Origin of the sequence: Variovorax frigidus, assembly GCF_051216515.1 — a bacterium.
GTDB lineage: Bacteria > Pseudomonadota > Gammaproteobacteria > Burkholderiales > Burkholderiaceae_C > Variovorax.
The window spans coordinates 114,814-139,782 of record NZ_JBPJZF010000008.1; the positions used below are offsets into that span (position 1 = coordinate 114,814).

General features: G+C 66.2%; 23 protein-coding genes. 12 read left to right on the plus strand and 11 right to left on the minus strand.

Annotated elements, in window-relative coordinates; all coding sequences use genetic code 11:
* Positions 1–170: 170 nt before the first annotated feature.
* The 4 genes from efp (at position 171) to ACSFBC_RS23785 (ending at position 4,344) form a co-directional block, all read left to right on the plus strand.
* The gene (gene efp, locus ACSFBC_RS23770; RefSeq protein ID WP_435512799.1) at positions 171–725 is read left to right on the plus strand and encodes an elongation factor P; all 555 of its coding nucleotides are present in this window, start codon (positions 171–173) and stop codon (positions 723–725) included.
* Between the two features lie 370 nt (positions 726–1,095).
* Positions 1,096–2,211 carry a YncE family protein gene (locus tag ACSFBC_RS23775; protein WP_435512800.1) on the plus strand — a complete coding sequence of 372 codons (1,116 nt, stop codon included), beginning with the start codon at positions 1,096–1,098 and terminating at the stop codon, positions 2,209–2,211.
* A 50-nt stretch (positions 2,212–2,261) separates the two neighbouring features.
* A complete protein-coding gene (locus ACSFBC_RS23780; protein WP_435512801.1) occupies positions 2,262–3,365 on the plus strand; it encodes a YncE family protein in 1,104 nt (367 codons plus the stop codon).
* A gap of 112 nt (positions 3,366–3,477) precedes the next feature.
* Positions 3,478–4,344, plus strand: coding sequence for an LOG family protein (locus ACSFBC_RS23785; protein WP_435512802.1), 867 nt, complete (start codon positions 3,478–3,480; stop codon positions 4,342–4,344).
* 39 nt (positions 4,345–4,383) lie between these two features.
* Here the strand turns inward: ACSFBC_RS23785 and ACSFBC_RS23790 are convergent, their stop codons facing one another.
* The 5 genes from ACSFBC_RS23790 to pncB form a co-directional block, all read right to left on the minus strand.
* A complete protein-coding gene (locus ACSFBC_RS23790; protein ID WP_435512803.1) occupies positions 4,384–5,547 on the minus strand; it encodes an MFS transporter in 1,164 nt (387 codons plus the stop codon).
* Positions 5,544–6,827: a DNA recombination protein RmuC gene (locus ACSFBC_RS23795; RefSeq protein WP_435512963.1), complete on the minus strand. Its 1,284-nt coding sequence runs from the start codon at positions 6,825–6,827 to the stop codon at positions 5,544–5,546. Before ACSFBC_RS23795 ends, ACSFBC_RS23790 begins: the two co-directional genes overlap by 4 nt.
* 93 nt (positions 6,828–6,920) lie before the next feature.
* Complete coding sequence (locus ACSFBC_RS23800) at positions 6,921–7,925, minus strand: 2-hydroxyacid dehydrogenase (protein ID WP_435512804.1); 1,005 nt, start codon at positions 7,923–7,925, stop codon at positions 6,921–6,923.
* A gap of 20 nt (positions 7,926–7,945) precedes the next feature.
* Positions 7,946–9,352: a sodium:proton antiporter gene (locus ACSFBC_RS23805; RefSeq protein ID WP_435512964.1), complete on the minus strand. Its 1,407-nt coding sequence runs from the start codon at positions 9,350–9,352 to the stop codon at positions 7,946–7,948.
* A gap of 26 nt (positions 9,353–9,378) precedes the next feature.
* Positions 9,379–10,590, minus strand: a complete 1,212-nt coding sequence (gene pncB / locus ACSFBC_RS23810; RefSeq protein ID WP_435512805.1) for a nicotinate phosphoribosyltransferase — start codon at positions 10,588–10,590, stop codon at positions 9,379–9,381.
* Positions 10,591–10,788: 198 nt separating this feature from the next.
* On the opposite strand from pncB, the gene ACSFBC_RS23815 reads away from it, so the two are divergent.
* Both ACSFBC_RS23815 and ACSFBC_RS23820 read left to right on the plus strand, forming a co-directional pair.
* Positions 10,789–11,022 carry a CsbD family protein gene (locus ACSFBC_RS23815; RefSeq protein ID WP_435512806.1) on the plus strand — a complete coding sequence of 78 codons (234 nt, stop codon included), beginning with the start codon at positions 10,789–10,791 and terminating at the stop codon, positions 11,020–11,022.
* 61 nt (positions 11,023–11,083) lie between these two features.
* Positions 11,084–11,488 (plus strand): hypothetical protein, encoded by a 405-nt coding sequence (locus tag ACSFBC_RS23820; RefSeq protein ID WP_435512807.1) that lies wholly within the window; start codon positions 11,084–11,086, stop codon positions 11,486–11,488.
* A gap of 49 nt (positions 11,489–11,537) precedes the next feature.
* Here ACSFBC_RS23820 and ACSFBC_RS23825 read toward each other — a convergent pair whose 3' ends face one another.
* Positions 11,538–11,987 (minus strand): acyl-CoA thioesterase, encoded by a 450-nt coding sequence (locus ACSFBC_RS23825; protein ID WP_435512808.1) that lies wholly within the window; start codon positions 11,985–11,987, stop codon positions 11,538–11,540.
* A 221-nt stretch (positions 11,988–12,208) separates the two neighbouring features.
* On the opposite strand from ACSFBC_RS23825, the gene ACSFBC_RS23830 reads away from it, so the two are divergent.
* Together ACSFBC_RS23830 and ACSFBC_RS23835 are read left to right on the plus strand one after the other, a co-directional pair.
* The gene (locus ACSFBC_RS23830; protein ID WP_286552238.1) at positions 12,209–12,766 is read left to right on the plus strand and encodes a phasin family protein; all 558 of its coding nucleotides are present in this window, start codon (positions 12,209–12,211) and stop codon (positions 12,764–12,766) included.
* A 144-nt stretch (positions 12,767–12,910) separates the two neighbouring features.
* Entirely contained in the window at positions 12,911–13,669 is a 759-nt protein-coding gene (locus ACSFBC_RS23835; RefSeq protein WP_286552236.1) for a 3-hydroxyacyl-CoA dehydrogenase, read from the plus strand.
* 116 nt (positions 13,670–13,785) lie between these two features.
* Here the strand turns inward: ACSFBC_RS23835 and ACSFBC_RS23840 are convergent, their stop codons facing one another.
* Positions 13,786–14,673: a YihY/virulence factor BrkB family protein gene (locus tag ACSFBC_RS23840; RefSeq protein WP_435512809.1), complete on the minus strand. Its 888-nt coding sequence runs from the start codon at positions 14,671–14,673 to the stop codon at positions 13,786–13,788.
* Between the two features lie 89 nt (positions 14,674–14,762).
* On the opposite strand from ACSFBC_RS23840, the gene dnaG reads away from it, so the two are divergent.
* The 3 genes from dnaG (at position 14,763) to ACSFBC_RS23855 (ending at position 20,910) form a co-directional block, all read left to right on the plus strand.
* Entirely contained in the window at positions 14,763–16,838 is a 2,076-nt protein-coding gene (dnaG, locus tag ACSFBC_RS23845; RefSeq protein WP_435512810.1) for a DNA primase, read from the plus strand.
* Between the two features lie 325 nt (positions 16,839–17,163).
* Positions 17,164–19,515: an RNA polymerase sigma factor RpoD gene (gene rpoD / locus ACSFBC_RS23850; RefSeq protein WP_435512811.1), complete on the plus strand. Its 2,352-nt coding sequence runs from the start codon at positions 17,164–17,166 to the stop codon at positions 19,513–19,515.
* 162 nt (positions 19,516–19,677) lie between these two features.
* The gene (locus ACSFBC_RS23855; RefSeq protein WP_435512812.1) at positions 19,678–20,910 is read left to right on the plus strand and encodes a multidrug effflux MFS transporter; all 1,233 of its coding nucleotides are present in this window, start codon (positions 19,678–19,680) and stop codon (positions 20,908–20,910) included.
* A 116-nt stretch (positions 20,911–21,026) separates the two neighbouring features.
* Here ACSFBC_RS23855 and phhA read toward each other — a convergent pair whose 3' ends face one another.
* Both phhA and hppD read right to left on the minus strand, forming a co-directional pair.
* A complete protein-coding gene (gene phhA / locus ACSFBC_RS23860) occupies positions 21,027–21,926 on the minus strand; it encodes a phenylalanine 4-monooxygenase (protein ID WP_435512813.1) in 900 nt (299 codons plus the stop codon).
* A gap of 2 nt (positions 21,927–21,928) precedes the next feature.
* Positions 21,929–23,017: a 4-hydroxyphenylpyruvate dioxygenase gene (gene hppD, locus ACSFBC_RS23865; protein WP_435512814.1), complete on the minus strand. Its 1,089-nt coding sequence runs from the start codon at positions 23,015–23,017 to the stop codon at positions 21,929–21,931.
* Positions 23,018–23,138: 121 nt separating this feature from the next.
* On the opposite strand from hppD, the gene ACSFBC_RS23870 reads away from it, so the two are divergent.
* Complete coding sequence (locus ACSFBC_RS23870; protein ID WP_183023974.1) at positions 23,139–23,621, plus strand: Lrp/AsnC family transcriptional regulator; 483 nt, start codon at positions 23,139–23,141, stop codon at positions 23,619–23,621.
* A gap of 126 nt (positions 23,622–23,747) precedes the next feature.
* Here ACSFBC_RS23870 and ACSFBC_RS23875 read toward each other — a convergent pair whose 3' ends face one another.
* Together ACSFBC_RS23875 and ACSFBC_RS23880 are read right to left on the minus strand one after the other, a co-directional pair.
* Complete coding sequence (locus ACSFBC_RS23875) at positions 23,748–23,984, minus strand: hypothetical protein (RefSeq protein WP_435512815.1); 237 nt, start codon at positions 23,982–23,984, stop codon at positions 23,748–23,750.
* 136 nt (positions 23,985–24,120) lie between these two features.
* A complete protein-coding gene (locus ACSFBC_RS23880; protein WP_435512816.1) occupies positions 24,121–24,900 on the minus strand; it encodes a response regulator transcription factor in 780 nt (259 codons plus the stop codon).
* Positions 24,901–24,969: the final 69 nt, after the last annotated feature.

Here is a 24,969-nt window from a genome sequence, read left to right on the forward strand (position 1 = left end):
AGTCTGCCCGAAATGGGAGCGCGTCGTGAAAACCGCTAAAATCAGCGGCTCTCCAAAATTTGCCGCCGCTGTCCAACTGCGAATTTCCAAGTCCGCAGCATTGCAATCGCTGATTGCAAATAGCTTCGACGGCCTGCCGCGACCCAGCGGCCAACCAGCCAGACAACGTTATGAAAATCGCTCAAGAAATCCGCGCCGGCAACGTGATCATGCACGGCAAGGACCCGATGGTCGTCCTCAAGACCGAATACAGCCGTGGCGGCCGCAACTCCGCCACCGTGCGCATGAAGCTCAAGAGCCTGGTCGCGAACTTCAACACCGAACAGGTGTTCAAGGCCGACGACAAGATCGAGCAGATCGTGCTCGAGAAGAAGGAGTGCACCTACTCCTACTTCGCAGACCCGCTGTATGTCTGCATGGACACCGAGTACAACCAGTACGAAGTCGAAGCCGAGAACATGGGCGACGCGCTGAACTACCTCGAAGACGGCATGTCGCTCGAAGTCGTGTTCTACGACGAGAAGGCCATTTCGGTCGAACTGCCGACCAGCGTCGAGCGCGAAATCACCTGGACCGAACCCGCCGTCAAGGGCGACACCTCGGGCAAGGTGCTCAAGCCTGCCAAGATCTCGACCGGCTTCGAAGTGCCCGTGCCGCTGTTCGTGGCGCAAGGCGACAAGATCGAAATCGACACCCGCACGGGCGAATACCGCAAGCGCGTCTGACGAGAAACGAGGCCCTCCGGGCCTTGTTCCGACACCTCCCACAGGGCTCCGCAAGGAGCCCTTGTCGTTTGTGCCCTGTTCGATGCCTGCGCATGACCGAGGCCTTGCGCACGGCCTTCGAGTGCCTCGAGCGCTCAGAGGCCGCCCTCACCCCTCACGCAAGAGGCGCTGATCCTCCGCGTTTGTCATCGGTTCGTGTCCCCCGGCACCGCGTGCGCGTGCCGGTCGTCGTGCGCGTTCCCGAAGCGTGATGGATTTGGAGGCTGACTGCATCCCTGTCGTTGTCGAGACGTTCGAAGGCTCCGGCGCGCTCCTACGATCGCCGCCGTTTCTGCACCTTCCTTCAACTCACTCCAAAAAGGTTGCTCTCATGCGCACCATTCAAACGCCGATGGACCACGGCAGGCGCTCTTTGCGCGCCCTGCTGACGAGCCTGTGCCTCGTCGCCGGCCTGGCCCAGGCCCAGGCACCCGCCCCGGTCGGGCCACCCGGCAAGCTGTACCTCCCCGAGGTGGCGAACGACACGGTCGCGGTGATCGACACGGCCACCGCCAGAATCACCGAACGCTTCTCGTTGCCGCGCCCCGCATCGCGTCCCGCGGTGATGGCGGCCACGCTCGACGGCAGCAAGATCTACGTCGACAACTTCGGCCTCGTGCCCGCCACCATTTCGGTGATCGACCGCAAGAGCGGCGGGGTGAAAACGGTGCCGGTCGAAAGCACTCCACTGGGCGCCTTCACCTCCCAGGACGGCAGCGAGATCTACCTGCCCGAGGTGGGCTTCGTGGTCGAAGTGGTCAGCACCAAGACCGATGCCGTGGTGCGCCGGCTGCGCTTTCCGGACATCCCGGTGTCCTCGATCAGCGGGCCCGACGGCAAGCTGTACGTGGGCTTCCAATCCGGCCTATTGGGCGTCTACGACCCGCTCACCGGCGCAGAGATCCGCCGGCCGATCTGGAGCGGCGGCCTCGCGCCCTTCTGGTTCAGCTTCACCGCCGACGGCAAGAAGCTCTATGTCGACACGGTCAACCAGATCGGCATGATCGACGTCGCCAACTGGATGCTGACCAAAACCATCAGCACCAACGCCAGCGGCATCTACCGCCCCTCCGATCCGGGCGCCTTCGTCTCCACCCTGTCGCCCGATGGCACGAAGCTCTATGTCACGGTGTTCGGCGACACCGGCCTGCGCGTGCTGGACGTGGCCACCGACAAGATCACCAAGATCATTCCCACCACCGGCTCCACCACCAGCGTGATGTTCAGCGCCGACGGCACGCGCGGCTACATCAGCGACCTGGGCCCGAGCTCGGCGAAGTTCAAGGGACCGCTGGGCGAGGCGGTGCTGTTCGGCAACCTCGTGACCCTGGGCCTGCTCGGTCCGGGACAGGTGATCGTGTTCGATCCGAAGACCGATCAAACGGTGGGCGCGCCGATCCCGACCCAAGCCGGCCCGGGCGTTCCGGCCTGGGTGCCTCTGCTCTGAGGCGCGTCGCACACGTGCGTCCATCGAAGCGCCTGCAGGAGCCCACGGCCATGAACAGCCCTCACCCCTTGACACGATGGCCACGTGCCGTCGCCGCCCTGCTGCTGGCAGCCGCATTGCTGCCGGCGATGCGGCTGGCAGCCGCCGAACCCGCCGCACCGGCGCCGGCCGCAGCCGCGCGCCATCTCGGCTATGTGCCGGTGTCCGGCGAAGGCGCGGTCTATGTGATCGACACCGCGACCCAGACCCTGGTGAAGAAGATCACCGACGTCGGCTCGCACCCCACCGTGCTGCGGGTGTTGCCGGACCATTCGAAGATCTACGTCGACAACTTCGGACCGGAGCGCAGCGAGATCGCGGTCATCGACACGCGCACCGACACCGTGGTCAAGAAGATCCCCACCCACGGCCTGCCCTTCGCCTCGATACAGCTCTCGCCCGACGGCCGCTTTCTGTATGTGCCCACCTCGGCTTCGGTGGTCGACGTGATCGACACCCGGCGCGATCAGGTGGTGCGCAGCTTTGCCCTGTCGGGATCGCCGATCGCCGTGGAAATCGGTCCCGACGGCCAGCGCCTCTACGTGTTCTTTTCCGACAGCACGGTGGCGCCGTACGATGCGCAGACCGGTGCCCAGCTCCGGCCCCGTCTGCCGGTGCAGGGGGTCGGCCCCGACTGGGGCGCGCTGACCGCCGATGGCAGCAAGCTCTACGCGATGAACGAGCTGAGCGACAGCATTTCGGTGATCGACACCCAGGCCTGGGCGGTGGTGAAGAGCCTGCAGTTGCCGCCAGGCAGCGCCCCGGTCTCGGGCACGCTCACGCCCGATGGCAGCCAGTTGTATGTGTGCAATGTCGGCACCCGCACCCTCTCGATCGTCGACACGCGCACCGACACCGTCGTCAAGGTGGTGCCGACGCAGCACGCGCCCGTGGTCGCAGCCTTCAGCGCGGACGGTCGGCGCGCCTACGTGAGCGACCTGGGCGCCGCGTCTCCGGCCTTTTCCGCGCCCTTGGGCGGCACGATCGGGGCGGCGTTCTTCTCGTTCGTGCCCGGGCTGCCCGGCAACGTCGTGACCTACGACACGAACACCCACCAGCCGATCGGGCGCCCGGTTGCCACCGGCACCGGCCCGATCGTCGGCGTGTACTTCTGAGCAGGCAGACGGTGCGCATCGCCTCAGGCGAGCGCACGGTCTTTGGGGGGCCGCCCAAGCCGCCGATGGTCAGGCGGCACAATCGGATGCTTGCTTCTCGTTCGATTCACCCATGACCAACACCACACACGACCTTCACGACAAGCGACTGGCCGACGCCTGGGCCACGCTGCAGGCGCATTCGGACAAGGGCCTGCCGCTGGACCGCGACCCGTCGCGCCTGGCCTTCGCCGACCCCGAATTCCTGCTGCGCCGCGAGACCCGTGGCCTGCGCATGCAGCTGGAGCTGATGAAGCCCGACCTGCAGATGCGCGAACACGGCATCGAGAACACGGTGGTGGTGTTCGGCAGCGCGCGCTTCCGCAGCGAGGAGGAGTCGGCCACGCTCATCGCCCAGGCCGAAGCCGCGGGCGATACCGTGACCGCCGAGCGCTGGCGCAAACTGGCGCGCAACTCGCACTACTACGAGGAGGCCCGCGCCTTCGGCAAGCTGGTGGCGCAGTACAGCCTCGACAAGGAGCCCGAGGACAAGCTCTTCATCTGCACCGGCGGCGGCCCGGGCATCATGCAGGCGGCCAACCGCGGCTCGCATGAAGGCGGCGGTCTCAACATCGGCCTGGCGATCGCGCTGCCGATGGAGGAAGAACCCAACCCCTACGTCACGCCGGCGTTGAGCTTCAAGTTCCACTACTTCGCCATTCGCAAGATGCACTTCATGATGCGGGCGAAGGCACTGGTGGCCTTCCCCGGCGGCTTCGGCACGCTCGACGAACTGTTCGAAGTGGTCACGCTGGTGCAGACGCGCAAGTCCAAGGCGGTGCCGATCGTGCTGTTCGGTTCCGAGTACTGGAAGCGCCTGATCGACTTCGACTTCCTGGTGGACGAAGGCGTGATCTCGCCGCAGGACATCGACCTGTTCCGCTACGTCGACACGCCCGAAGACGCCTGGGCCGCGGTCAAGCGCTTCTACGCGTTGTAGGTCGCGCCGAGGCCGGCACCGCGTCGGTGCCGGCTCGGCTCAGAGCTTCAGTCCCCAGGTCGCACGCGCACCGACCACCAGCACGCCGCCCACCACCCAGAACACGCCGGTGATGCCGATCAGCGCGCCGAGCGAGCCGAAGAGCATGGGCATGGCCACGCTCGACGCGTTGATGGTCATCAGCCGCAGGCCCAGCGCCTCGCCATGCCGCGTGTGGGGCGTGATCTGGTGCAGCATGCTCATCACCATCGGCTGCACGGCCCCCAGCGCGAAGCCCAGCAACACCGAGCACAGGCCCATGGTCCAGGGCGACTCGAGCAGCGGATAGACCGAGAACACCGCCGCCGTGACCAGCGTGGAGATCAGGATCACGCTGCGCTCCGAGGCGCGCGAAGCGATCAGCGGCAGCACCACGCGGATGAAGGCCGCGGCGATCGCGAAGGCGCCGAGGATCGAGCCGATCACCGAGGCGCTGATGCCGCGCTCATGCCCCAGCACCGGCAGCACGAAGGCGTGCACGTCCCAGCTCGACGACTGCAGCCAGTTCACGAACAACAGGCGCCGGAACATCGGCTCGCGCAGCAGGTCCCAGGCGCGCGTCGGCACGGCGCCCGCGGCGGCAACCACCAGCGGCGGCTCGTGCGCGCCACGCGCGAGCATCCAGCACAGGATCGGCAGCACGGCCATCACCGCGAAGCAGATGCGGAAGGCCATCAGGTCCGCCGGCGCCAGGCCGGCGTGGTCGATCAGCATGCCGGCCAGGAAGGGGCCGACGAAGTTGGCCGCGGCCGGCGCGATCGCGAGCCAGCTGAACACGCGCTTGAGCTGCGTCGAGTCGGTGGCCGAGCGCCCCACGTGGCGCTGCAGCGCAATCACCGTCGCGCCCGTGGCGCCGCCGGTCAGCAGGGCCGCCAGGCACATGACCGGGAAGGTCGGAAAGACGACCACCAGCCCCGCGCCGACCGACGCCGCGATGACCGAGAACCAGAGCGGCCGCTTGAACCCGTACCGGTCGGTGAAGCGGCCCGCGGGCAGCGCCAGAAACACCTGGGTGAGCGCGAACAGCGCGATCAGCACCCCGACCGCGGCCGCGCTGTAGCCCTGCTGCAGCGCCAGCAAGGGGGTGGCGAGCCGCATCCCCGCCATGGTGGCATGCAGGCACACCTGGGCCCCGATGACGCGCAGGAGTTCGGCGCCTTTCACGGCGTGCCGTCGCCGTCGGTGTCGGCCGTGGTCGGCAGCAGCACCTGCGACTGCGCTTCGGGCAGGGCTTCCACCTTGCGCAGCGCCAGGCGCATCTGCTTGGCACGCGTGTCGGCCTTGTCGAGCGTGTCGGAGGCCTTGGCCACCTGCTCCTTGATGCGCGCCACCCATTCGCCGTAGCGCTCGAATTCGGTCTTGACCGCGCCCAGCACCTTCCACACCTCTGAAGCCTGGTGCTCCAGCGCCAGCGTGCGGAAGCCCATGTGCAGGCTGTTGAGCATGGCCAGCAGGGTGGTCGGGCCGGCCAGCGTCACACGGTGCTGGCGCTGGATCGCGTCCATCAGGCCGGGCCGGCGCAGCACCTCGGCGTAGAGGCTCTCGACCGGCAGGAACAGGATCGCGAAGTCGGTGGTGTGCGGCGCCGCGAGGTAGTTCTCGGCGATCGATCTGGCTTCGGTGCGGATGCGTGCTTCCAGGGCCTTGGCTGCCAGTTCGGCGCCGGCGGCATCGGCGCGCTCGTGGGCGTCGATCAGGCGCTCGTAGTCGTCACGCGGGAACTTGGCATCGATGGGCAGCCAGACCGGTGCGCCATCGTCACCGCGCCCCGGGAAGCGGATCGCGAAGTCGACGCGCTGGCCGCTGCGCGGCCTGGTCTCGACCTGCTTGGCGTACTGGTCGGGCGTGAGCACCTGTTCGAGCAAGGCCTCGAGTTGTACCTCGCCGAACACGCCGCGCGTCTTCACGTTGGTCAGCACGCGCTGCAGGCTGCCGACGCCGACGGCCAGCGTCTGCATCTCGCCCAGGCCCTTGTGCACCTGGTCGAGCCGGTCGGCCACCTGCTTGAAGCTCTCGCCGAGGCGCGCCTCCAGCGTGGTCTGCAGTTTCTCGTCGACCGTCTGGCGCATCTCGTCGAGCTTGGCGGCGTTGCTCTGCTGCAGCTGCGCGAGTTGCGTCTCCATGGTCGCGCGGACTTCGGCCAGGCGGCGCGCATTCGATTCGGACAGGCCCTGCAGTTGCGTGCTGAGCGTGTCGGCCAGCGTCTTCTGCAGCAAAGTGAGCTGCTGCGCGAAAGCGTCGATCTGCGCGTTCTGCGTGCGCGTCGCTTCGGCGCCCTGCTGTACCAGCGCGGCCTGGAAGCTGGCGAAGTTCTGGCCCAGCTCCTGCCGCGTGCTGCGCGCGGAGTCGCCGATCTCCTGGCGCAGCCCGCGTTCGGCGCGTTCGTTGCCGGCGGCGAGCGCGGCCGTCAATTCGGCATGGTGGTCTGCCGGCGGGCGCCGCATCAGCAGCACCACCAGCAGGACGAAGTTCAAGGCCACCAGGGCCAGCAGGATCCAGAGTCCGGTTTCGGCAGTCGGCACGTGGGGGTGCCTCGCTTACTTGCGGGCGGGCACGGCGGGCACGGCGGGCGCGACGGGAACGATCGGCGTCAGCGGCCCCTTGCCACCCAGGAAGGAGATCAGGTTGTCGGCCGCCAGGTTGGCCATGGCCAGGCGCGTGGGGATGGTCGCGCTCGCGATGTGCGGCGTGAGCACGACGTTGGGCACCGTGAGCAGGTCCCGGTGCACCGACGGTTCGCCCTCGAACACGTCCAGGCCGGCCGCCGAGATCGTGCGCTCGCGCAGGGCCGCGGCCAGCGCGGCGTCGTCCACGATGCCGCCACGCGCAATGTTGACCAGCGTGGCCGTGGGCTTCATCTGGCGCAGTTCGGCGGCGCCGATCGCATGGTGCGACGCCGGCGAATACGGCAGCACCAGCACCAGGTGGTCGGCCGACTTCAGCAGCTCCTCCTTGCTCACGTAGTCGGCCTTGAGTTCGGCCTCGATGCCGGCGTCGAGGCGCGAGCGGTTGTGATAGATCACCTTCATGCCGAAGCCCAGCGCACCGCGCCGCGCGATGCCCTGGCCGATGCGTCCCATGCCCAGGATGCCGAGCGTGCTGCCGTGCACGTCGGAGCCGGCGAACATGTCGTAGCGCCAGGTCTTCCACTCGCCGCGGCGCAGGAAATGTTCGCTCTCGGTGACGCGGCGCGCGGTGGCCATCAGCAGCGCGAAACCGAAGTCGGCGGTGGTTTCGGTCAGCACGTCGGGCGCGTTGGTCGCCATCACGCCGTGGCGCGTCATGGCCTCGATGTCGAAGTTGTTGTAGCCCACCGCCATGTTGGCGCAGATCTTGAGTTCGGGGCAGCCGGCCAGCACCGCCGCGTCGATCTTGACGCCGCCGGTGGTGAACGCACCCTGCTTGCCCTGCAGCCGACGCACCAGTTCCTCGCCCTGCCATTCGACATCGTCCGTGTTGGCCTCCACCTCGAAGTGGAGCTTGAGCTTCTCGATGATCTCGGGAAACACGGCGCGGGTGACGAGGATATGGGGCTTGAGCATCGGTCGGGACTCCTGGAAATTCAGCGGAAGAAGATGAAGGTGACGAGGACGAACAGCGGCAGCAGGCACACGCCCGACCACGCCATGTAGCCGAAGAAGCTCGGCATGCGCACGCCGCGGTCTTCGGCGATGGCCTTGACCATGAGGTTGGGCGCATTGCCGATGTAGGTGTTGGCGCCCATGAACACCGCGCCGGCGGACACGGCCGCCAGCGTGCTGGCGTAGGTGGTCATCAGAGCCACCGGATCGCCGCCAGCGGTGTTGAAGAACACCAGGTAGGTCGGCGCGTTGTCCAGGAAGGAGCTCAGCGCGCCCGTGGCCCAGAAGTACATCGCCGGATCGGGCTGGCCATCGGCGCGCGTGACGGCAGCCACCACCGCGCCGAAGGGCCCGTTCGCACCCGCCTTGAGCATTGCGATCACCGGCACGATGGTCAGGAAGATGCCGGCGAAGAGCTTGGCCACTTCGGCCATCGGCGCCCAGCCGAACTGGTTGGCCGTGTGCACCGCGCGCGGCGTGATCCTGAGCGACAGCAGGGTCAGCGCCACCAGCCCCGCATCGCGCAGCAGCCCGGGCAGGCCGACCGGCGTGCCGTAGACGTCGAACGCCAGCGTCGATTTCCAGGTGCCGCTCATCAGCACCAGCGCGACCACGCCGCCGAGCAGCCAGAAGTTGATCGCGCCGTCGAAGCCGATGCGCCGCGTGTCCGGGGTCGGATCGACCGGCAGCACGCCTTCCTTTCGGTAGAAGTGGCGATCGATCAGCCAGAACATCGCCAGCAGGGCGGCGGTCATGAACAGCGTCTCGGGCAGGATGTTGCGCGCGGTCCAGAAGAAGTCGACGCCCTTGAGGAAACCCAGGAACAGCGGCGGATCGCCAAGCGGCGTGAGCGAGCCGCCGATGTTCGACACGATGAAGATGAAGAACACCACCACGTGTGCGCGGTGGACGCGGTTGTCGTTGGCGCGGATCAGCGGACGGATCAGCAGCATCGACGCGCCGGTGGTGCCCATGAAGCTCGCCAGCACCGCGCCGAGCGCGAGGATCGCCACGTTGAGACCGGGCGCCCCACGCAGGTTGCCGCGGATGTGGATGCCGCCGGCCACCGTGTAGAGCGCCGTGAGCAGCAGGATGAAGGGAATGTATTCGGCCAGCAGCGCATGCACGAATTCGGCGCCGGCCACCGGCAGTCCGAACACGAGGCCGAAGGGAACCAGGAAGGCCAGTGCCCATCCCGCCGTGACCTTGCCGTAGTGGTGGTGCCAGAAGGCGGGAATGAGCAGCGGCATCAACGCGATCGACAGCAGCATGGCGGCGAAGGGAACGCCCCACCATGCGGACAGCTGGCTGCCATCGAACGCCGCCGCCTGCGCCAGCGCGGGGCACAGCAGGAGCACGAGCCCGGCCGGCAGCGCCACGCGCCGCACAACGGGCGCGGTGCGAACGAGGCCGCTCACGCTGCGGGTTGCGCGATCTCGAAGACCTGGCGCAGATAGGCCAGGTACTTCTCGTCTTCGCACATGTTCTTGGAGGGGGTGTCGGACAGCTTGGCGACCGGCTGGTCGTTGCAGCGGATCATCTTGATCACGATCTGCAGCGGTTCGTAGCCCAGGTCGTTGGTCAGGTTGGTGCCGATGCCGAAAGCCAGCTGGCAGCGGCCGCGGAACTGGCGGTACAGCTCGATGGTGCGCGGCACCGTAAGGCCGTCGCTGAAGATCAGCGTCTTGGTCAGCGGATCGACCCGGTTCGCGAGGTAATGCGCGAGCATGCGTTCGCCCCACTGGAACGGATCGCCGCTGTCGTGACGCGCGCCGTCGAAGAGCTTGCAGAAGTACAGGTCGAAGTCGCGCAGGAAGGCGCTCATGCCGTAGACGTCGGACAGCGCGATGCCCAGGTCGCCGCGGTACTCGCGGGCCCAAGATTCGAAGCCGAAGATCTGGCTGTCGCGCAGCCGCGGCCCCAGCGCCTGGCAGGCCTGCAGGTATTCGTGCGCCATGGTGCCCAGCGGAATCAGGCCGAGCTTCATGGCGTAGAGCACGTTGCTGGTGCCGGCCAGTTGCGGCAACTGCGCGCCGCGCTGCACCGGCGTCGTGACCGCACCGAGCCGCGCGTTCAGCGTGCGCAGAACCTCTTCGTGCCAGGACTTGGAGAAGCGGCGGCGGGTGCCGTAGTCGGCGATCTTCAGATCCGACAGCCCTTCGGCCTGCAGTTGCCCGATCTTGGTCTCGAGCCGGCGCCGTCCCTCGGCGACATCGGCCTGGGGCTGCGTGTTGCGGAAATAGACCTCGTTGACGATGGCCAGCACCGGGATCTCGAACAGGATGGTGTGCAGCCAGGGACCCTTGATGCTGATGTCGAGCTCGCCGTTGGGCAGCGGCGTGATGTCGATGTACTTCTCGTTGAGCCGGAACAGCCCGAGAAAGTCGACGAAGTCGCTCTTGATGAAACGCATCGACCGCAGGTAGGACAGTTCGGCGTCCTTGAACTGCAGCGAACAGAGGCCGCGCACTTCCTCGCGGATTTCGCTGGCGAAGCGCGCCAGGTCGACGCCGGGATTGCGGCACTTGAAGCGGTACTCGACCCGCGCCCCCGGGAAATGATGCAGCACGACTTGCATCATCGTGAACTTGTAGAGGTCGGTGTCCAGCAGGCTGTGAATGATCATGGTTCGGCGCGCGTGTCTCTGTGTCGTTGAGGCGTGCGCTCGATTATCACGGTCCCCGTCGGCTTGTGCCTACGGTTGCATCCCCGGGCGTCCTACCGGGTCGGGAATGTCACTGCTTCTACAGTGATTCCACGCCGGCCACACAGCTCCACCGCAAGGCAGAGCGGCCATCGATTCACTGACCTGAAGGAGACCGTCATGAACAAAGACACCATCGAAGGCAACTGGAAGCAGCTCAAGGGCAAGGTCAAAGAGCAATGGGGCAAGCTGACCGATGACGATTTCGACGTCATCGCCGGCAAGCGCGATCAGTTGCTCGGCCGCATCCAGGAACGTCATGGCATCAGCCGCGAAGAAGCCGAACAGCAGGTCAAGACCTGGGAATCGGCTGAAGGCCGCACGCCCAGCACGCTCTGGTTCGAAAAGTACTGAGCACGCGAATTCAGATTTCCCCTCTCCAAAAACCCATCCAAAAACTCAACAGAGAACTCTCATGAAAAAACATCTGCTCATGCTCGCCATCGCTTCGACCTGCTTCATCGGCGCCCAGGCGAGCGCCCTGACCAAGGACGAATACAAGGTCGCCAAGGAAAAGATCGAAGCCGACTACAAGGTCGCCAAGGCCCAATGCGACACGCTGAAGGACAACGCCAAGGACGTGTGCCAGAAGGAAGCCGAAGGCACCGAGAAGGTTGCCAAGGCCGACCTCGAACAGCAATACAAGCCGAGCGACGCCCATGCGCGCAAGGTCGCGGAAGAAAAGGTCGCGATGACCTACAACGTCGCCAAGGAAAAGTGCGACGACCAGACCGGTGACGCCAAGAGCGCCTGCGTGAAGCAAGCCAAGGCCGACGAAGCCAAGGGCAAGGCCGACATCAAGGCCATGAAGAAGATGTAATCGTCTTCCTCGACGAATCGATGCGGCGCCCTCGGGCGCCGCTCGTGCGTCAGGGCTTCAAGGACTCGACCACCTCGCGCAAGGCTTCGGGCAAGGGCACAGGACGCTGTGTCGCACGGTCCACGTACACATGCACGAAGTGCCCCTGCGCAGCGGCGTCGGCAGCACCTTCGGCAAACAGGCCGATCTCGTATCGCACGCTCGACCCGCCGGCATGGGCCACGCGGATGCCGGCTTCCACCGTCTGAGGGAAGGCCAGCGGCGCGAAGTAGTTGCAGTGCGTCTCGACCACGAAGCCGATCGTCCGCCCCTGGTGAATGTCCAGCGCGCCGCGCTCGATCAACAGCGCGTTGACCGCCGTGTCGAACCAGCCGTAGTAGACGACGTTGTTGACGTGTCCATACATGTCGTTGTCGGCCCAGCGGGTCGAGATGCGGCGGAACGCGCGGTAGCTGTCGCGGTGGTCGGGACGGGGACGGGGGGACGGAGAAGGCGTCATGGCGCGGCATTCTGCCAGCCCCGCGAAAGCGGCGCCTGCCCTGCGCCGGCGCAGGTTCGCACCGTTTTAGACCCTGCCTTCTAAACTGCGGCAACAGGCGCTCAAACCCTTGCTTGCCGTGCGCATCTCCCTATACTTGGCACCATGCTGCACCGCAACATAGACGAGACAGGGGCAGCGCAAACGTGATCCATTCCATCATCATTTCTGGAGCTAACACCATGGCACTGACCGCTGACCAAATCCTCGCCGCCCAAAAAGCCAACCTCGAAACCCTGTTCGGCCTGACCTCGAAGGCCTTCGAAGGCGTCGAAAAGCTCGTCGAGCTGAACGTGACCGCTTCCAAGGCCGCCCTGAGCGAAGCCGCCAACACCACGCAAGCGGTGCTGAGCGTCAAGGACGCCCAGGAGCTGCTGGCCCTGCAAGCCAGCCTGTTCCAGCCGCTGGCCGAAAAGACCGCTGCCTACAGCCGTCACCTGTATGACATCGCCCAAGGCGCCGGCAGCGAATTCGGCAAGGCTTTCGAAGCCAAGGCCGCTGAAGCCCAGCAGTCCTTCGTCGGTCTGGTCGACAGCGCCGCCAAGAACGCCCCGGCCGGTTCGGAAACCGCCGTCGCCGTGATGAAGAGCGCCGTCGCCGCGGCCAACAATGCCTTCGAATCGGTCCAGAAGGCCGTCAAGCAAGCCTCGGATGTGGCCGAAGCCAACTTCAACGCGGTGTCCACCACCGCCGTGAACGCCGCCAAGACCACCGCCCAGACCGCTTCGCGCAAGCGCTGAGCCTTTTTGCAAGTTGTCTCCTGGGTCCCCCGTGGACCCTTTCAAGGCCCCGTCTTTCGACGGGGCCTTTTTTCATGGGCGCGCACCTTGGTGCCCGCCAGGCCAGTCTTCGATAATCCCCGCTCTACATCAGGAGATACGAACATGCAGATCGAAGGCAAGGTTTTCATCGTCACGGGCGCTGCCTCGGGGTTGGGCGAGGGCACGGCACGAATGCTGGCAGCCCAGGGCGCCAAGGTGGTGGTGGCCGACATGCAGGCCGACAAGGGCGAGGCCGTGGCCCGCGAGATCGGTGGCGTGTTCGTGCGCTGCGACGTGACGCAGGAAGCCGACGGCCAGGCCGCCGTGGCCGCGGCCCTGAAGCTGGGCAAGCTGGTCGGGCTGGTCAACTGCGCCGGCATCGCCATCGGCGAGAAGACGGTCGGCAAGAACGGCCCGCACGCGCTGGCGGCCTTCAGCAAGACCGTGACGATCAACCTGATCGGCAGCTTCAACATGATCCGCCTGGCCGCCGATGCCATGGCCCGGAACGAGCCCGAAGCCACGGGCGAACGCGGCGTGCTGATCTCGACCGCCTCGGTCGCGGCCTACGACGGCCAGATCGGCCAGGCCGCCTACGCGGCCTCCAAGGGCGGCGTGGTGGGCATGACGCTGCCGATCGCACGCGACCTGGCGCGCAGCGGCATCCGCAACATGACCATCGCTCCCGGCATCTTCGGCACTCCGATGCTGTTCGGCATGCCCCAGGAAGTGCAGGACGCACTGGCCGCCAACGTGCCCTTCCCGTCGCGCCTGGGCACGCCGGAGGACTATGCCAAGCTGGCCAAGCACATCATCGAGAACGAGATGCTGAATGGCGAGGTGATCCGGCTGGACGGGGCGATCCGGCTCGCGCCGAAATAACTCCCCCCCCGAAGGCGGCGCGGCACTTCGTGTCCGCTTGCCCTCCCCCCCAGGGGGGCGACACCGGCGGCCGGGCAAAGCCCGTTCCGCGGTGTCTCTGGCCTTTCGCCTGCGCGCTATGAAACGGCTGGAACGGCCTGCTTGCGTTCCAGCCGCTCGTACTGCGCGATGACCTGGGCGCCGAAGAGCACCAGCGTGGCGGCGATTTCCAGGCTCAGCAGGACCACGATGGCGGTGGTGAGGGAGCCGTAGACGACGCTCACCTGCGACAAGGTGGAGAAATACCAGACCAGCAGGCGCCGCGTGATTTCCCACAGCAGCGTGGCGGTGACGCCGCCCAGCAGGGCGTGGCGCAGCGACAGGTGGCCGACGGGCATCACCAGGTACAGCGAGGTGAGCATGAAGATCTCGCCCGCCAGCCCCAGCAGATAGAGCAGCACGCCCGAGACGCCGGACAGCGACCAGCTGTAGCCGAACAGTTCGACGCTTTCCTGGCCGATGAGCTGCAGCGCACCCGACACCAGCGTCACCAGCAGCAGGCCGACGCACAGGAACAGGATGTAGAGGTAGGGCATCACCGCCGACACCAGGAAGTGCCGCGACCGTTCGGCCTTGCGGTGGTGGAAGATGTTCGCCATCGCACTCTCGAGCACGGTGAAGGCCAGCGAACTGAAGAAGATCATGGTCACCAGCAGCACCGGCCCGAGCACGTCGCGGTGTGCGAGGAAATTGCGCAGCTCGTCGACCACCGCCCGCGACTGGCCCGGCAGCAGCCATTCGAGGTAGCGGCCCACGGTGGCCAACAGTTCGGCCTGCTCGATCACGTGCGACAGCGCGATCACGCTCAGGATCAGCAGCGGCACCATCGACAACAGCGCGTAATAGGCCACGGCGCCCGCCAGCAGCAAGCCCTGGTTGGCCTTGAAACCTTTCAGAGCCGACCACAGAAAGCGAAGCGGATGCTGCAGCAGCGGGGTGACGTGGACGAAGCGGGGGTTGGGCATGAAATGAGAGAGGTGTCGAACGCAGTATGCCGACATGTGTCCGCGCGCCGTGTCAGCCGCTTGCGTATGATTTGCCGCTCCGCGCCACCATGACCATCCCCGCTTCTTTCATCCAGGAACTCATCGCGCGCGCCGACGTGGTGGAAATCGTCGGGCGCTACGTGCCGCTCAAGAAGGCCGGCGCCAATTTCATGGGGCTGTGCCCCTTCCACGGCGAGAAGTCGCCTTCGTTCTCCGTCAGCCCGACCAAGCAGTTCTATCACTGCTTCGGCTGCGGCGTGCACGGCAACGCCATCGGTTTCCTCATGGAACATGCGGGCATGGGCTTCGTCGAAGCGGTGCACGACCTGGCCGGCCAGTACGGCCTGCAGGTACCCGAGGACGACGCCTCGCCCGAGGAGCGCGCCCGCGCCGCCAACCAGCGGCAGAAGCAGGCCACGCTGACCGACGTGCTCGAGAAGGCCGGCGAGGCCTTCCGCAAGCACCTGCGGCAGTCCCCGGGCGCCATCGACTACCTCAAGGGCCGGGGCGTCTCGGGCGAGGTCGCCAAGCAGTTCGGCATCGGCTACGCGCCGCCGGGCTGGCGCACGCTGGCCAGCGTGTTCCCCGAGTACGACAACCCGCTGCTGGCCGAAAGCGGCCTGGTGATCGTGGGCGAGGACGGCGAGGACAAGCGCTACGACCGCTTCCGCGACCGCGTGATGTTCCCGATCCGCAACGTCAAGGGCGAGTGCATCGGCTTCGGTGGCCGCGTGCTGGGCGACGAGAAGCCCAAATACCTCAACTCGCCCGAGACGCCGGTCTTCAGCAAGGGCCGCGAGCTCTACGGCCTGTACGAGGCGCGCGCCGCCTTCCGCGACCGCGGCTATGCGCTGGTCACCGAGGGCTACATGGACGTGGTCGCGCTGGCGCAGTTGGGCTTTCCGAACGCCGTCGCCACGCTGGGCACGGCCTGCACCACCGAGCATGTGCAGAAGCTGTTCCGCTTCACCGATTCGGTGGTCTTCAGCTTCGACGGCGATGCAGCGGGCCGGCGCGCGGCACGCAAGGCGCTCGACGGCGCCCTGCCCTATGCCACCGACGTGCGCAGCGTCAAGTTCCTGTTCCTGCCGGCCGAGCACGACCCCGACAGCTTCATCCGCGAACACGGTGCCGAGGCCTTCGCCCGCTTCGTGAGCGAGGCCACGCCGCTCAGCCGCTTCATGATCGAGGCCGCGCGCGAAGGCTGCGACCTCGGCAGCGCCGAGGGCCGCGCCCACATGACGGCCAACGCCCGGCCGCTCTGGAGCGCCATGCCCGACGGCGCGTTGAAACGGCAGCTGCTGGGCGAGATCGCCGAACTGGTGCAGCTCGGCGCCGCGGACATCGAGGCCCTGTGGTCCGCCGCGGCCCCGGCGCGCGGCGGGGCCCGCCGCGACGCACCCCGTGAGGCGTCGCGCGACGCGCCGCCGGACTATCTCGACTATCCCGTCGCGTCGGATTCCCAGGGTTACCAGGGTTACCAGGGCTCCCCCGGCGCCCAGGCAGGGGGTGCCCCCCGCTACGAGGACGACGGCACGCCCATCAGCTCCGGCTGGGGCAACCGCAAGGACCGCGGCAGCTGGGGCGGCAAAGGCGGCAAGGGGAAGGGCAAGGGCGGCGACTGGCGCAGCGCGCGCGGTGCCTTCGGCGCCACCGACGGTTCGGCCACCCGCCCGCGCCTGCGCCCGCCGGGCCGGGCCGACGTGGCCGCGCGGCTGCTGCTGTCGAACATGCACGAATGGGAAGCCCAGTCGCACGAACTGCACGAGCTGCTGTGCGCGCTGCCGGGCGAGCACGGCCAGCTGTTCACCTGGCTCGACGGCCAGATGCACGAGCATGGCGTCCAGCCCTGGGCCGCCCTGCGCGAAGGCCTGCGCGGCCAGCCCTTCGAGGCCATGACCGAACGCCTCATGACCGGCCCGGACGGCGGCCCCGTCGCGGACCCCGAGGGCGAGCAGGCGGCCGATGCAGCCAAGGAGCTGCGCAACGTGCTCGACTTCATGCTCGACGACCTGCTCAAGGCCCGCCAGAGCGAGGCGATCGCCGCGGTGGGCAGCGACCCGCAAGCGCTGGAGCGCTACAAGGCGCTCGAGACGCGGCGGCTCGAATTGCGCCATCGGCTGAAGCCTTCGGTGCCCGGATAAGGACAACCCCCATTGAAAAATGGCTTTGGCGCTATAATGTAAGGCTTCGCCTCGCGGCGAATGAAGCAAGAGCGACAGCAACACCTCCGGGCCGGCCCCACGCGCAACGCACTTCCCAAAGGGAAACGGGCCAATACACCGCAAGGATTGCATACCAAATGTTCGCCCTACATCTTGCTTCCTGAGGGGACTCCGGTTCGCTCGCACGGGGAGCCTTGCTCCGTCGTGTCGACGTGACTCGCTTCCTCGTTACCTGTGTCCGTGCCCGCGCCGGGTCAGTGGCGCCTGTGATTCCGCTTGTTTCATTCTTGTCCTACGAGGTTGTATGCCCAGTTCAAAGAAGCCTGCCGTGTCCGTTGCCAAGAAACCCGTCGGGGCCAAACCGTTGAAAGCGACAGCATCGCCTGCACCTGCAAAGAAGAGTGCCACCGCGTCCAAGGCGACTGCCGCAACGAAAGTGAAACCCGTGCCCACGAAAACGACTCCAGCCGACCCGATCAAGACCGCCGCCGCCAAGGCCGCCGCCCCCGCCACCGCCAAGAAGGTCGGTCGCCCCCCCAAAGCGGCCGGTGCCGCCACGCCCGCCACCGGCGCCAAGCGCGGCCGCAAGCCCAAGGCCGGCGCCGAAGCCGGTGAGATCGAAGAGGACTTCTCCGACGTCGAAGCCGAGTTCGCCGAAGAAGAGCCCGCCGCTGCCAGCACCGAGACGGCCACTGTCGAGAAGGTCAAGCCGCTGCGCATGAAGATCAGCAAGGCGAAAGAACGCGCCTTGATGAAGGAATTCGGCCTGGACGAAACCGTCCTGTCCGAAGAGGACATGGCCAAGCGCCGTTCGCGCCTCAAGACCCTGATCACGCTGGGCAAGACCCGCGGCTACCTGACGCAAGGCGAAATCTCCGACCACTTGCCCGACAAGCTGGTCGATGCGGAGACCATGGAAGTCGTGGTCACGATGCTCAACGACATGGGCGTGGCCGTGTACGAGCAGACGCCGGATGCCGAGACGCTGTTCCAGAACAACGTCGCGCCGACCGCCGCCACCGTCGAGGAAGCCGAAGAAGAAGCCGAAGCCGCGCTCTCCACGGTGGACAGCGAATTCGGCCGCACCACCGACCCGGTCCGCATGTACATGCGCGAAATGGGCACGGTCGAGCTGCTGACGCGCGAAGGCGAAATCGAAATCGCCAAGCGCATCGAAGGCGGCCTGATGGCCATGATGGAGGCGATCTCCGCATCGCCCGCGACCATCGCCGCGATCCTGGAAATGGCCGCCACCATCCGTGACGGCAAGGTCGTGATCTCGACCATCGTCGACGGTTTCTCGAACCCGAACGAGGCCGACGACTATGTGGCCGAAGAGGACTTCGACGAATTCGACGAAGAAGACGACGACGACGGCAAGGGCGGCTCCAAGGCGCTGACCAAGAAGCTCGAAGAACTCAAGCGCGATGCGCTCGAACGCTTCGACCGCATCGCGGCCATGTTCGAGAAGATCCACAAGATCTACGAGAAGGAAGGCTACGGCACGCCGGCCTACGCCAAGGCGCAGCAGGCCATGTCCGACGAGCTGATGACCATCCGCTTCACGGCCAAGACCATCGAGAAGCTGTGCGACCTGGTGCGCACGCAGGTCGACGACGTGCGCAAGAAGGAACGCGAGCTGCGCCGCATCATCGTGGACAAGTGCGGCTTCCCGCAGGAAGACTTCATCCGCGACTTCAGCGGCTACGACAAGAACGGCAACCGCATCGCCTCCAACCTGCTGAACCAGAAGTGGGTCGAGAAGCAGGCCGCTGCCGGCAAGCCGTGGAGCACGGTGCTCGCGCGCAACATCCCGCCGGTGCAGGAACTGCAGCAGAAGCTCGCCGACATCCAGTCGAGCGTGGTGGTGCCGCTGACCCAGCTCAAGGAAATCAACAAGCGCATGAACGACGGCGAACGCTCGTCGCGCGATGCCAAGAAGGAAATGATCGAGGCCAACCTGCGCCTCGTGATCTCCATCGCCAAGAAGTACACCAACCGCGGTCTGCAGTTCCTGGATTTGATCCAGGAAGGCAACATCGGCCTGATGAAGGCGGTCGACAAGTTCGAATACCGTCGCGGCTACAAATTCTCGACCTATGCCACCTGGTGGATTCGCCAGGCCATCACGCGTTCGATCGCCGACCAGGCGCGCACCATCCGGATTCCGGTGCACATGATCGAGACGATCAACAAGATGAACCGCATCTCGCGCCAGCATCTGCAGGAGTTCGGCTTCGAGCCCGACGCCGGCATCCTGGCCGCGAAGATGGAGATCCCGGAAGACAAGATCCGCAAGATCATGAAGATCGCGAAAGAGCCGATCTCCATGGAAACGCCGATCGGCGACGACGACGATTCGCACCTGGGCGACTTCATCGAGGACAGCAGCAACACGGCGCCCATCGAGGCCGCGATGCAGGCCGGCCTGCGCGACGTGGTCAAGGACATCCTCGACTCGCTGACGCCACGCGAAGCCAAGGTGCTGCGCATGCGCTTCGGCATCGAGATGAGCACCGACCACACGCTGGAAGAAGTCGGCAAGCAGTTCGACGTGACCCGTGAACGCATCCGCCAGATCGAGGCCAAGGCGCTGCGCAAGCTCAAGCACCCGTCGCGTTCGGACAAGCTGCGTTCGTTCATCGATACACTTTGAGCTCGCCCCCAGGCTTCGCGCACTGCGTGTCGCTTCTCCCACCCCCTACCGGGGGCAACACCTGCGGCCCGGCGAAGCCGGTTCCGCGGTGTTTCTGGTAAATACTATGAGCGCCTTCGGGCGCTCTTTCTTTTTCCGCCCCGATCAGCCGGAACCGCTTGCATGAATCCCGACGCACAAACCCTCTGGAAAGCGCCCCGCTGGGCCCTCGCGGTGCTGCTCGCCGTGCTCGGCATGCTGGGCCCGTTCTCCATCGACACCTACATCCCGGCGTTCTCGGGCATCGCGCGCTCGATCGGTGCGACGCCGGTCGAGATGCAGCAGACGCTGTCGGCCTACCTGTTCGGCTTCGCCTTCATGAACCTGTTCCACGGCGCGCTGTCGGACAGCTTCGGCCGACGGCCCGTGGTGCTATGGGGGCTGGCGGTGTTCACCATCGCGTCGCTGGGTTGCGCGCTCTCGCAGACCATCGGCCAGCTGGTGCTGTTCCGGGCGCTGCAGGGCCTGTCGACCGGTGCGGGCATCGTGGTTTCGCGTGCGGTGATCCGCGACATGTTCCCGCCGGCCGAGGCGCAGAAAGTGATGGCGCAGGTCACGATCTACTTCGGCGTGGCGCCGGCCATCGCCCCGATCGTCGGCGGCTTTCTGTTCGTGCACGCGGGCTGGCACAGCATCTTCTGGTTCCTGGTCGGCGTCGGCGTGGTGCTGTTCGTGGCCAACTGGAAGCTGCTGCCCGAGACGCTGCACCCGACACAGCGTCAATCCTTCCGGGCCGGTCATCTGATGCGGGGCTACCGCGAACTGTGCTCCGACCCCCGTTTCCTGCTGCTCGCGCTCGCGAGCGGCGTGCCCTTCAACGGCATGTTCCTCTACGTGCTCTCGGCGCCGGCCTTCCTCGGCGACCACCTGAGCCTGGCCCCGACGCAATTCTTCTGGTTCTTCCTGCTGACCATCGGCGGCATCATGGCCGGCGCCTGGGTCAGCGGACGCATGGCCGGCAAGGTGCCGCCCAAGCGGCAGATCCGTGACGGCTTCGTGATCATGCTGGCGACCTCCGTGGTCAACGTGGTGGCCAACGCCCTGTTCGCGCCGCATGCGGCCTGGGCCATGTGGCCGATCGGCTTCTTCGCCTTCGGCTGGGCGCTGATGGTGCCGGTCGTGACTTTGCTGGTGCTCGACCTGCACCCCGAGCGCCGCGGCATGGCCTCGTCGCTGCAGGCGGTGATCGGCTCGACGGCCAACGGCCTGGTGGCCGGCGTGATCGCGCCGCTGGTGATGCATTCGACGCTGGCCCTGGCCGTGACGTCGATCCTGATGATGGGGATCGGGTTGGTGGCGTGGGTCTGGCTGCATGCGCGCTGGCCGGAGATCGGGCGCAAGGTCGCTGAATATTAGCCCCCCGAAGGCGGCGCGGCACTTCGTGTCCGCTTCGCCCTCCCCCCAGGGGGCGACACCGGCGGCCGGGCGAAGCCCGTTCCGCGGTGTCCCTGGAAAAGACCGGACGTGCTTGCTCAGGCGGCTGCTGATGCAGTCCGGCGCTTGGCGTCGTGGTACTGCCCCGTGCCGCGCACCAGCACGCGGTCGCTGGGCAGCACGTCGCCGGGCTGGTGCTCGGGCTGGCCGGCAATGCGGTCGTAGATCGGGGCGAAGTCGATCTTCGCGAGTTCGAGCAACTGCGCCAGGCTGTCGATGACGAAATAGCTTTCCTGGAAATCGTCGATGCGGTAGTTCGTCCGCATCACGCGCTCCAGGTCGAAACCGATGCGATTGGGCGAGGCGTCGTCGAGCGAGAACACGCTCTCGGTGCGCGAGGACGCGATGCCCGCGCCGTAGATGCGCAGGCCGTCCTGTTGCTGGATCAGGCCGAACTCGACCGTGTACCAGTAGACCCGCGCCAGCTTGTCGAGCACGCCCAGTTCCTTCGCGCGCAAACCGCCCTGGCCGTAGGCCTGGATGTAGTCGGCGATGGACGGGTTCATCAGCATCGGCACATGGCCGAACACGTCGTGGAACACGTCGGGCTCTTCGAGGTAGTCGAGCTCGTGCGGCTTGCGGATGAAGTTGCCCGACGGAAAGCGACGGTTGGCCAGGTGTTCGAAGAACACCTCGTCCGGCACCAGGCCCGGCACGGCCACCACCTGCCAGCCGGTGCGCTGCATCAGCACCTCGCTGAGTTCCTCGAAGTCGGGGATGCGGTCGGCGCCGATCGGCAGGTTCTTCATGCCCTCGACGAATTCGTCGCAGGCACGGCCGGGCAGCAGTTTCGTCTGGCGCTCGAACAGCGTCTTCCACACCGCATGCTCGGCCGGCGTGTAGTTCTGCCAGCCCTGGTCGATGGTCCAGTCCGGTCGCTCGGGCATGGCGGCATCACCGGCCGCGAGCCCGTGCTTGGTCGCTTCGGCGGCCAGCATGTTCAGGCCTCGGTGGTGTCTAGGACGCCGCGGCGGATCTGGTCGCGTTCGAGCGATTCGAACAGCGCCTTGAAGTTGCCTTCGCCGAAGCCTTCGCGGTAGTCGCCGCGGCGCTCGATGAACTCAAAGAACACCGGTCCGAAGGTCGGCGTGGAGAAGATCTGCAGCAGCAGGCGGGCATTGCCACCCTCGGTGGTGCCGTCCATCAGGATGCCCCGTGCCTGCAGTTCCGCCACGTTCTGGCCGTGGCCCGGGAGGCGGCCGTCGAGCATCTCGTAGTAGACGTCGTTGGGGGCGGTGGCCGTCTGCACGCCGGCCAGGGCCAGCTTGTCGACCGCGTCCTGGAGGTTGTCGCAGATCAGGGCGATGTGCTGGATGCCTTCGCCGTTGAACTGCATCAGGAACTCCTCGATCTGGCCGCCGCCCTTCTTCGATTCCTCGTTCAGCGGGATGCGGATCATGCCGTCGGGCGCCGTCATGGCCTTCGACGTGAGGCCGGTGTATTCACCCGAGATGTCGAAATAGCGGATCTCGCGGAAGTTGAAGAGCTTCTCGTAGAAGTCGGCCCAGAAGGTCATGCGGCCGCGGTAGACGTTGTGCGTCAGGTGGTCGATGAGTTTCAGGCCATGGCCGACCGGATGGCGGTCCACGCCCTCGATGAATTCGAAGTCGATGTCGTAGATCGACTTGCCTTCCTCGAAGCGGTCGATCAGGTACAGCGGCGCGCCGCCGATGCCCTTGATGGCCGGCAGGCGCAGTTCCATCGGGCCGGTGGCGATCTCGATCGGCTGCGCGCCGAGTTCGAGCGCGCGGTTGTAGGCCTTGTGGGCATCCTTCACCCGGAAGGCCATGCCGCAGGCCGAGGGGCCGTGCTCGGCCGCGAAGTACGCGGCGGCGCTCTTGGGTTCGCGGTTGACGATGAAATTGATGTCGCCCTGGCGGAACAGCACCACATCCTTGGAGCGGTGCTTGGCGACGAGCGTGAAGCCCATCATCTCGAACACGGGTTCGAGCACGCCCGGCGTGGGGGATGCGAACTCGACGAATTCGAAGCCTTGAAGGCCCATGGGGTTGTCGTACAGATCGGCCATCGTGTGTCTCCAGAATAATCAGGTGGGGTTGCACTCGATGCTAGGCGCTCGGCACACACGATTCCTGCAACTTGGGGTCGTGCACGGGCAGCACACGCAGGATTCCTGCAAAATATGACGCATGAGCGCTCCAGTCGAACTCGACACCATTGATTTGCGCGTACTTCGCGCGTTGCAGGCCAACGGCCGTGCCACCTACGACGAGCTGGCCGCGCAGGTCAGCCTGTCCTCGTCCGCCACCTTGCGGCGCGTCAAGCGGCTGGAGGAATCGGGTGTGATCCAGGGCTACGTCGCGCTGCTGCGGCCCGAGCGCGTGGGCCTGCCGCTCACGGCCTACATCAACGTCCGGCTGGAGAAGCACACCGAGAGCCACAAGCGCAACCCGATGGACGCCTTCCGCGCGTCCATCCAGGGCTGGCCCGAGGTGATCGAGTGCGCCTCGCTCACCGGCGACATGGACTACCTGCTGCGCGTGGTGGTGGCCGACATGGCGCACTACTCGCGCTTCGTGATGGACACGCTGCTCAAGCACCCCAGCGTGCAGGACTGCAAGACGAGCTTCGTGCTCGACAAGGTCAAGACGACGACTGCTCTACCCATATAACCCCCCCCCCCGAAGGCTCGCGCACTGCGTGTCGCTTCGCCCTCCCCCCAGGGGGCGACACCGGCGGCCCGGCAAAGCCGGTTCCGTGCTGTCCCTGGAATGGAGCCCCTCCGGTGGAAGACTCGGTTAAAACTCCCCGAGCACGTTCAGGAAGAAGCCCTTGCTGCGGTAGCTCAGGTCGGTCAGGTCGTCGGAGTAGTCGGCGAAGTTGCAGCCGACGCCGACCTTGAAGTTCTCGTTGACGTGGTAGTACCCGGCCGTGAGCCAGCCGGTCTTGCGGTCCTGCAGTTCCTTGGTGCGCAGCGAGCGCAGTTCGAGCATCCAGTCCCAATTGCGCACCAGCTTCCCGTCGAGGCGGACCACGGCGCGTTCGGCCGACCATGGCCTCGGTGTACTTGGCGGCGTTGAGCGCGCCGCACTTTCAAATGTGAACGCACGGCACGGCGCGGAGACCGGCGGTTTCGGTCTCCGATTCTTTTGCCGCTGTCGCAGCGACGTGTTACTTGGCCAGCACGTAGCCGGTGCCGCGCACCGAATACAGGGGCAGGCGCATGCCCAGCTTGCGCGCCTTGCGGCGCACCCGGCTCGCAATGGCGTCGACACGATGACCGTCGAAATCGAAGACATCCCCGCCCAGCGCCAGGATCAGCTCGTCCCGGCTCACCGTCTGACCACGGCGGCGGAACAGACAGCCCATGAAGGCGCGCTCGCTGGTGGTGAGCTTCATTTCCAGGCCGTCCGGATCGCTGAGAATCCATTCGCCTTCCAGCAGGCGCCAGGAGGCGGCGCGCGTTTCGACCGAAGGCGGCGCATCGACCACCGGAACCTCCTTGGCAGGCAGGCGCCGCCCCAGCGCGTTCAAGGTCTCGGCCAGCTCGTCGATGTGCACCGGCTTGACGAGATAGGCGTCGGCACCCGTGCGCAGGCCCAGCAGCCGCTCGTCCAGCTGGCCACGCGCCGTGACCAGCACCACGCCCACGCCGCCCGCGGCACGCAAGTGCGACACGATCGACAGCCCGCTTTCGCCCGGCAGACCGATGTCGATCACAGCCACGTCGCAGGGCGCGATGGCAAATGCCTTGTAGAACTCGGGCGCCGCCGGAAACCCGGCGGTCTGAAATCCCAATGCAGCCAGACTGAAGAGCATTTCTTCGCGAAGATCGTCATCGTCTTCAACGACATGAACCCGAAGACGTCGCGGAACGGTGTTAATTTTCATAATTCTTAATAAATTGTAATTACGTCTTTTCGGTCGCGTCCGACAGGAATTCACGCCCACCTCGCTTTTCTTGTTCTGGAACGCGCTCCCGCTGATGTTTTTCCCCTCCTTGCTGCGGCGCTGTCTGGT

Bases quoted from the DNA above. Each gene is read 5' to 3' on its own strand.
- efp (WP_435512799.1), top strand. From the start codon at position 171: ATGAAAATCGCTCAAGAAATCCGCGCCGGCAACGTGATCATGCACGGC.
- ACSFBC_RS23775 (WP_435512800.1), top strand. From the start codon at position 1,096: ATGCGCACCATTCAAACGCCGATGGACCACGGCAGGCGCTCTTTGCGC.
- ACSFBC_RS23780 (WP_435512801.1), top strand. From the start codon at position 2,262: ATGAACAGCCCTCACCCCTTGACACGATGGCCACGTGCCGTCGCCGCC.
- ACSFBC_RS23785 (WP_435512802.1), top strand. From the start codon at position 3,478: ATGACCAACACCACACACGACCTTCACGACAAGCGACTGGCCGACGCC.
- ACSFBC_RS23795 (WP_435512963.1), bottom strand. From the start codon at position 6,827: ATGCGGCGCCCGCCGGCAGACCACCATGCCGAATTGACGGCCGCGCTC.
- ACSFBC_RS23800 (WP_435512804.1), bottom strand. From the start codon at position 7,925: ATGCTCAAGCCCCATATCCTCGTCACCCGCGCCGTGTTTCCCGAGATC.
- pncB (WP_435512805.1), bottom strand. From the start codon at position 10,590: ATGATCATTCACAGCCTGCTGGACACCGACCTCTACAAGTTCACGATG.
- ACSFBC_RS23815 (WP_435512806.1), top strand. From the start codon at position 10,789: ATGAACAAAGACACCATCGAAGGCAACTGGAAGCAGCTCAAGGGCAAG.
- ACSFBC_RS23820 (WP_435512807.1), top strand. From the start codon at position 11,084: ATGAAAAAACATCTGCTCATGCTCGCCATCGCTTCGACCTGCTTCATC.
- ACSFBC_RS23825 (WP_435512808.1), bottom strand. From the start codon at position 11,987: ATGACGCCTTCTCCGTCCCCCCGTCCCCGTCCCGACCACCGCGACAGC.
- ACSFBC_RS23830 (WP_286552238.1), top strand. From the start codon at position 12,209: ATGGCACTGACCGCTGACCAAATCCTCGCCGCCCAAAAAGCCAACCTC.
- ACSFBC_RS23835 (WP_286552236.1), top strand. From the start codon at position 12,911: ATGCAGATCGAAGGCAAGGTTTTCATCGTCACGGGCGCTGCCTCGGGG.
- ACSFBC_RS23840 (WP_435512809.1), bottom strand. From the start codon at position 14,673: ATGCCCAACCCCCGCTTCGTCCACGTCACCCCGCTGCTGCAGCATCCG.
- dnaG (WP_435512810.1), top strand. From the start codon at position 14,763: ATGACCATCCCCGCTTCTTTCATCCAGGAACTCATCGCGCGCGCCGAC.
- rpoD (WP_435512811.1), top strand. From the start codon at position 17,164: ATGCCCAGTTCAAAGAAGCCTGCCGTGTCCGTTGCCAAGAAACCCGTC.
- ACSFBC_RS23855 (WP_435512812.1), top strand. From the start codon at position 19,678: ATGAATCCCGACGCACAAACCCTCTGGAAAGCGCCCCGCTGGGCCCTC.
- phhA (WP_435512813.1), bottom strand. From the start codon at position 21,926: ATGCTGGCCGCCGAAGCGACCAAGCACGGGCTCGCGGCCGGTGATGCC.
- hppD (WP_435512814.1), bottom strand. From the start codon at position 23,017: ATGGCCGATCTGTACGACAACCCCATGGGCCTTCAAGGCTTCGAATTC.
- ACSFBC_RS23870 (WP_183023974.1), top strand. From the start codon at position 23,139: ATGAGCGCTCCAGTCGAACTCGACACCATTGATTTGCGCGTACTTCGC.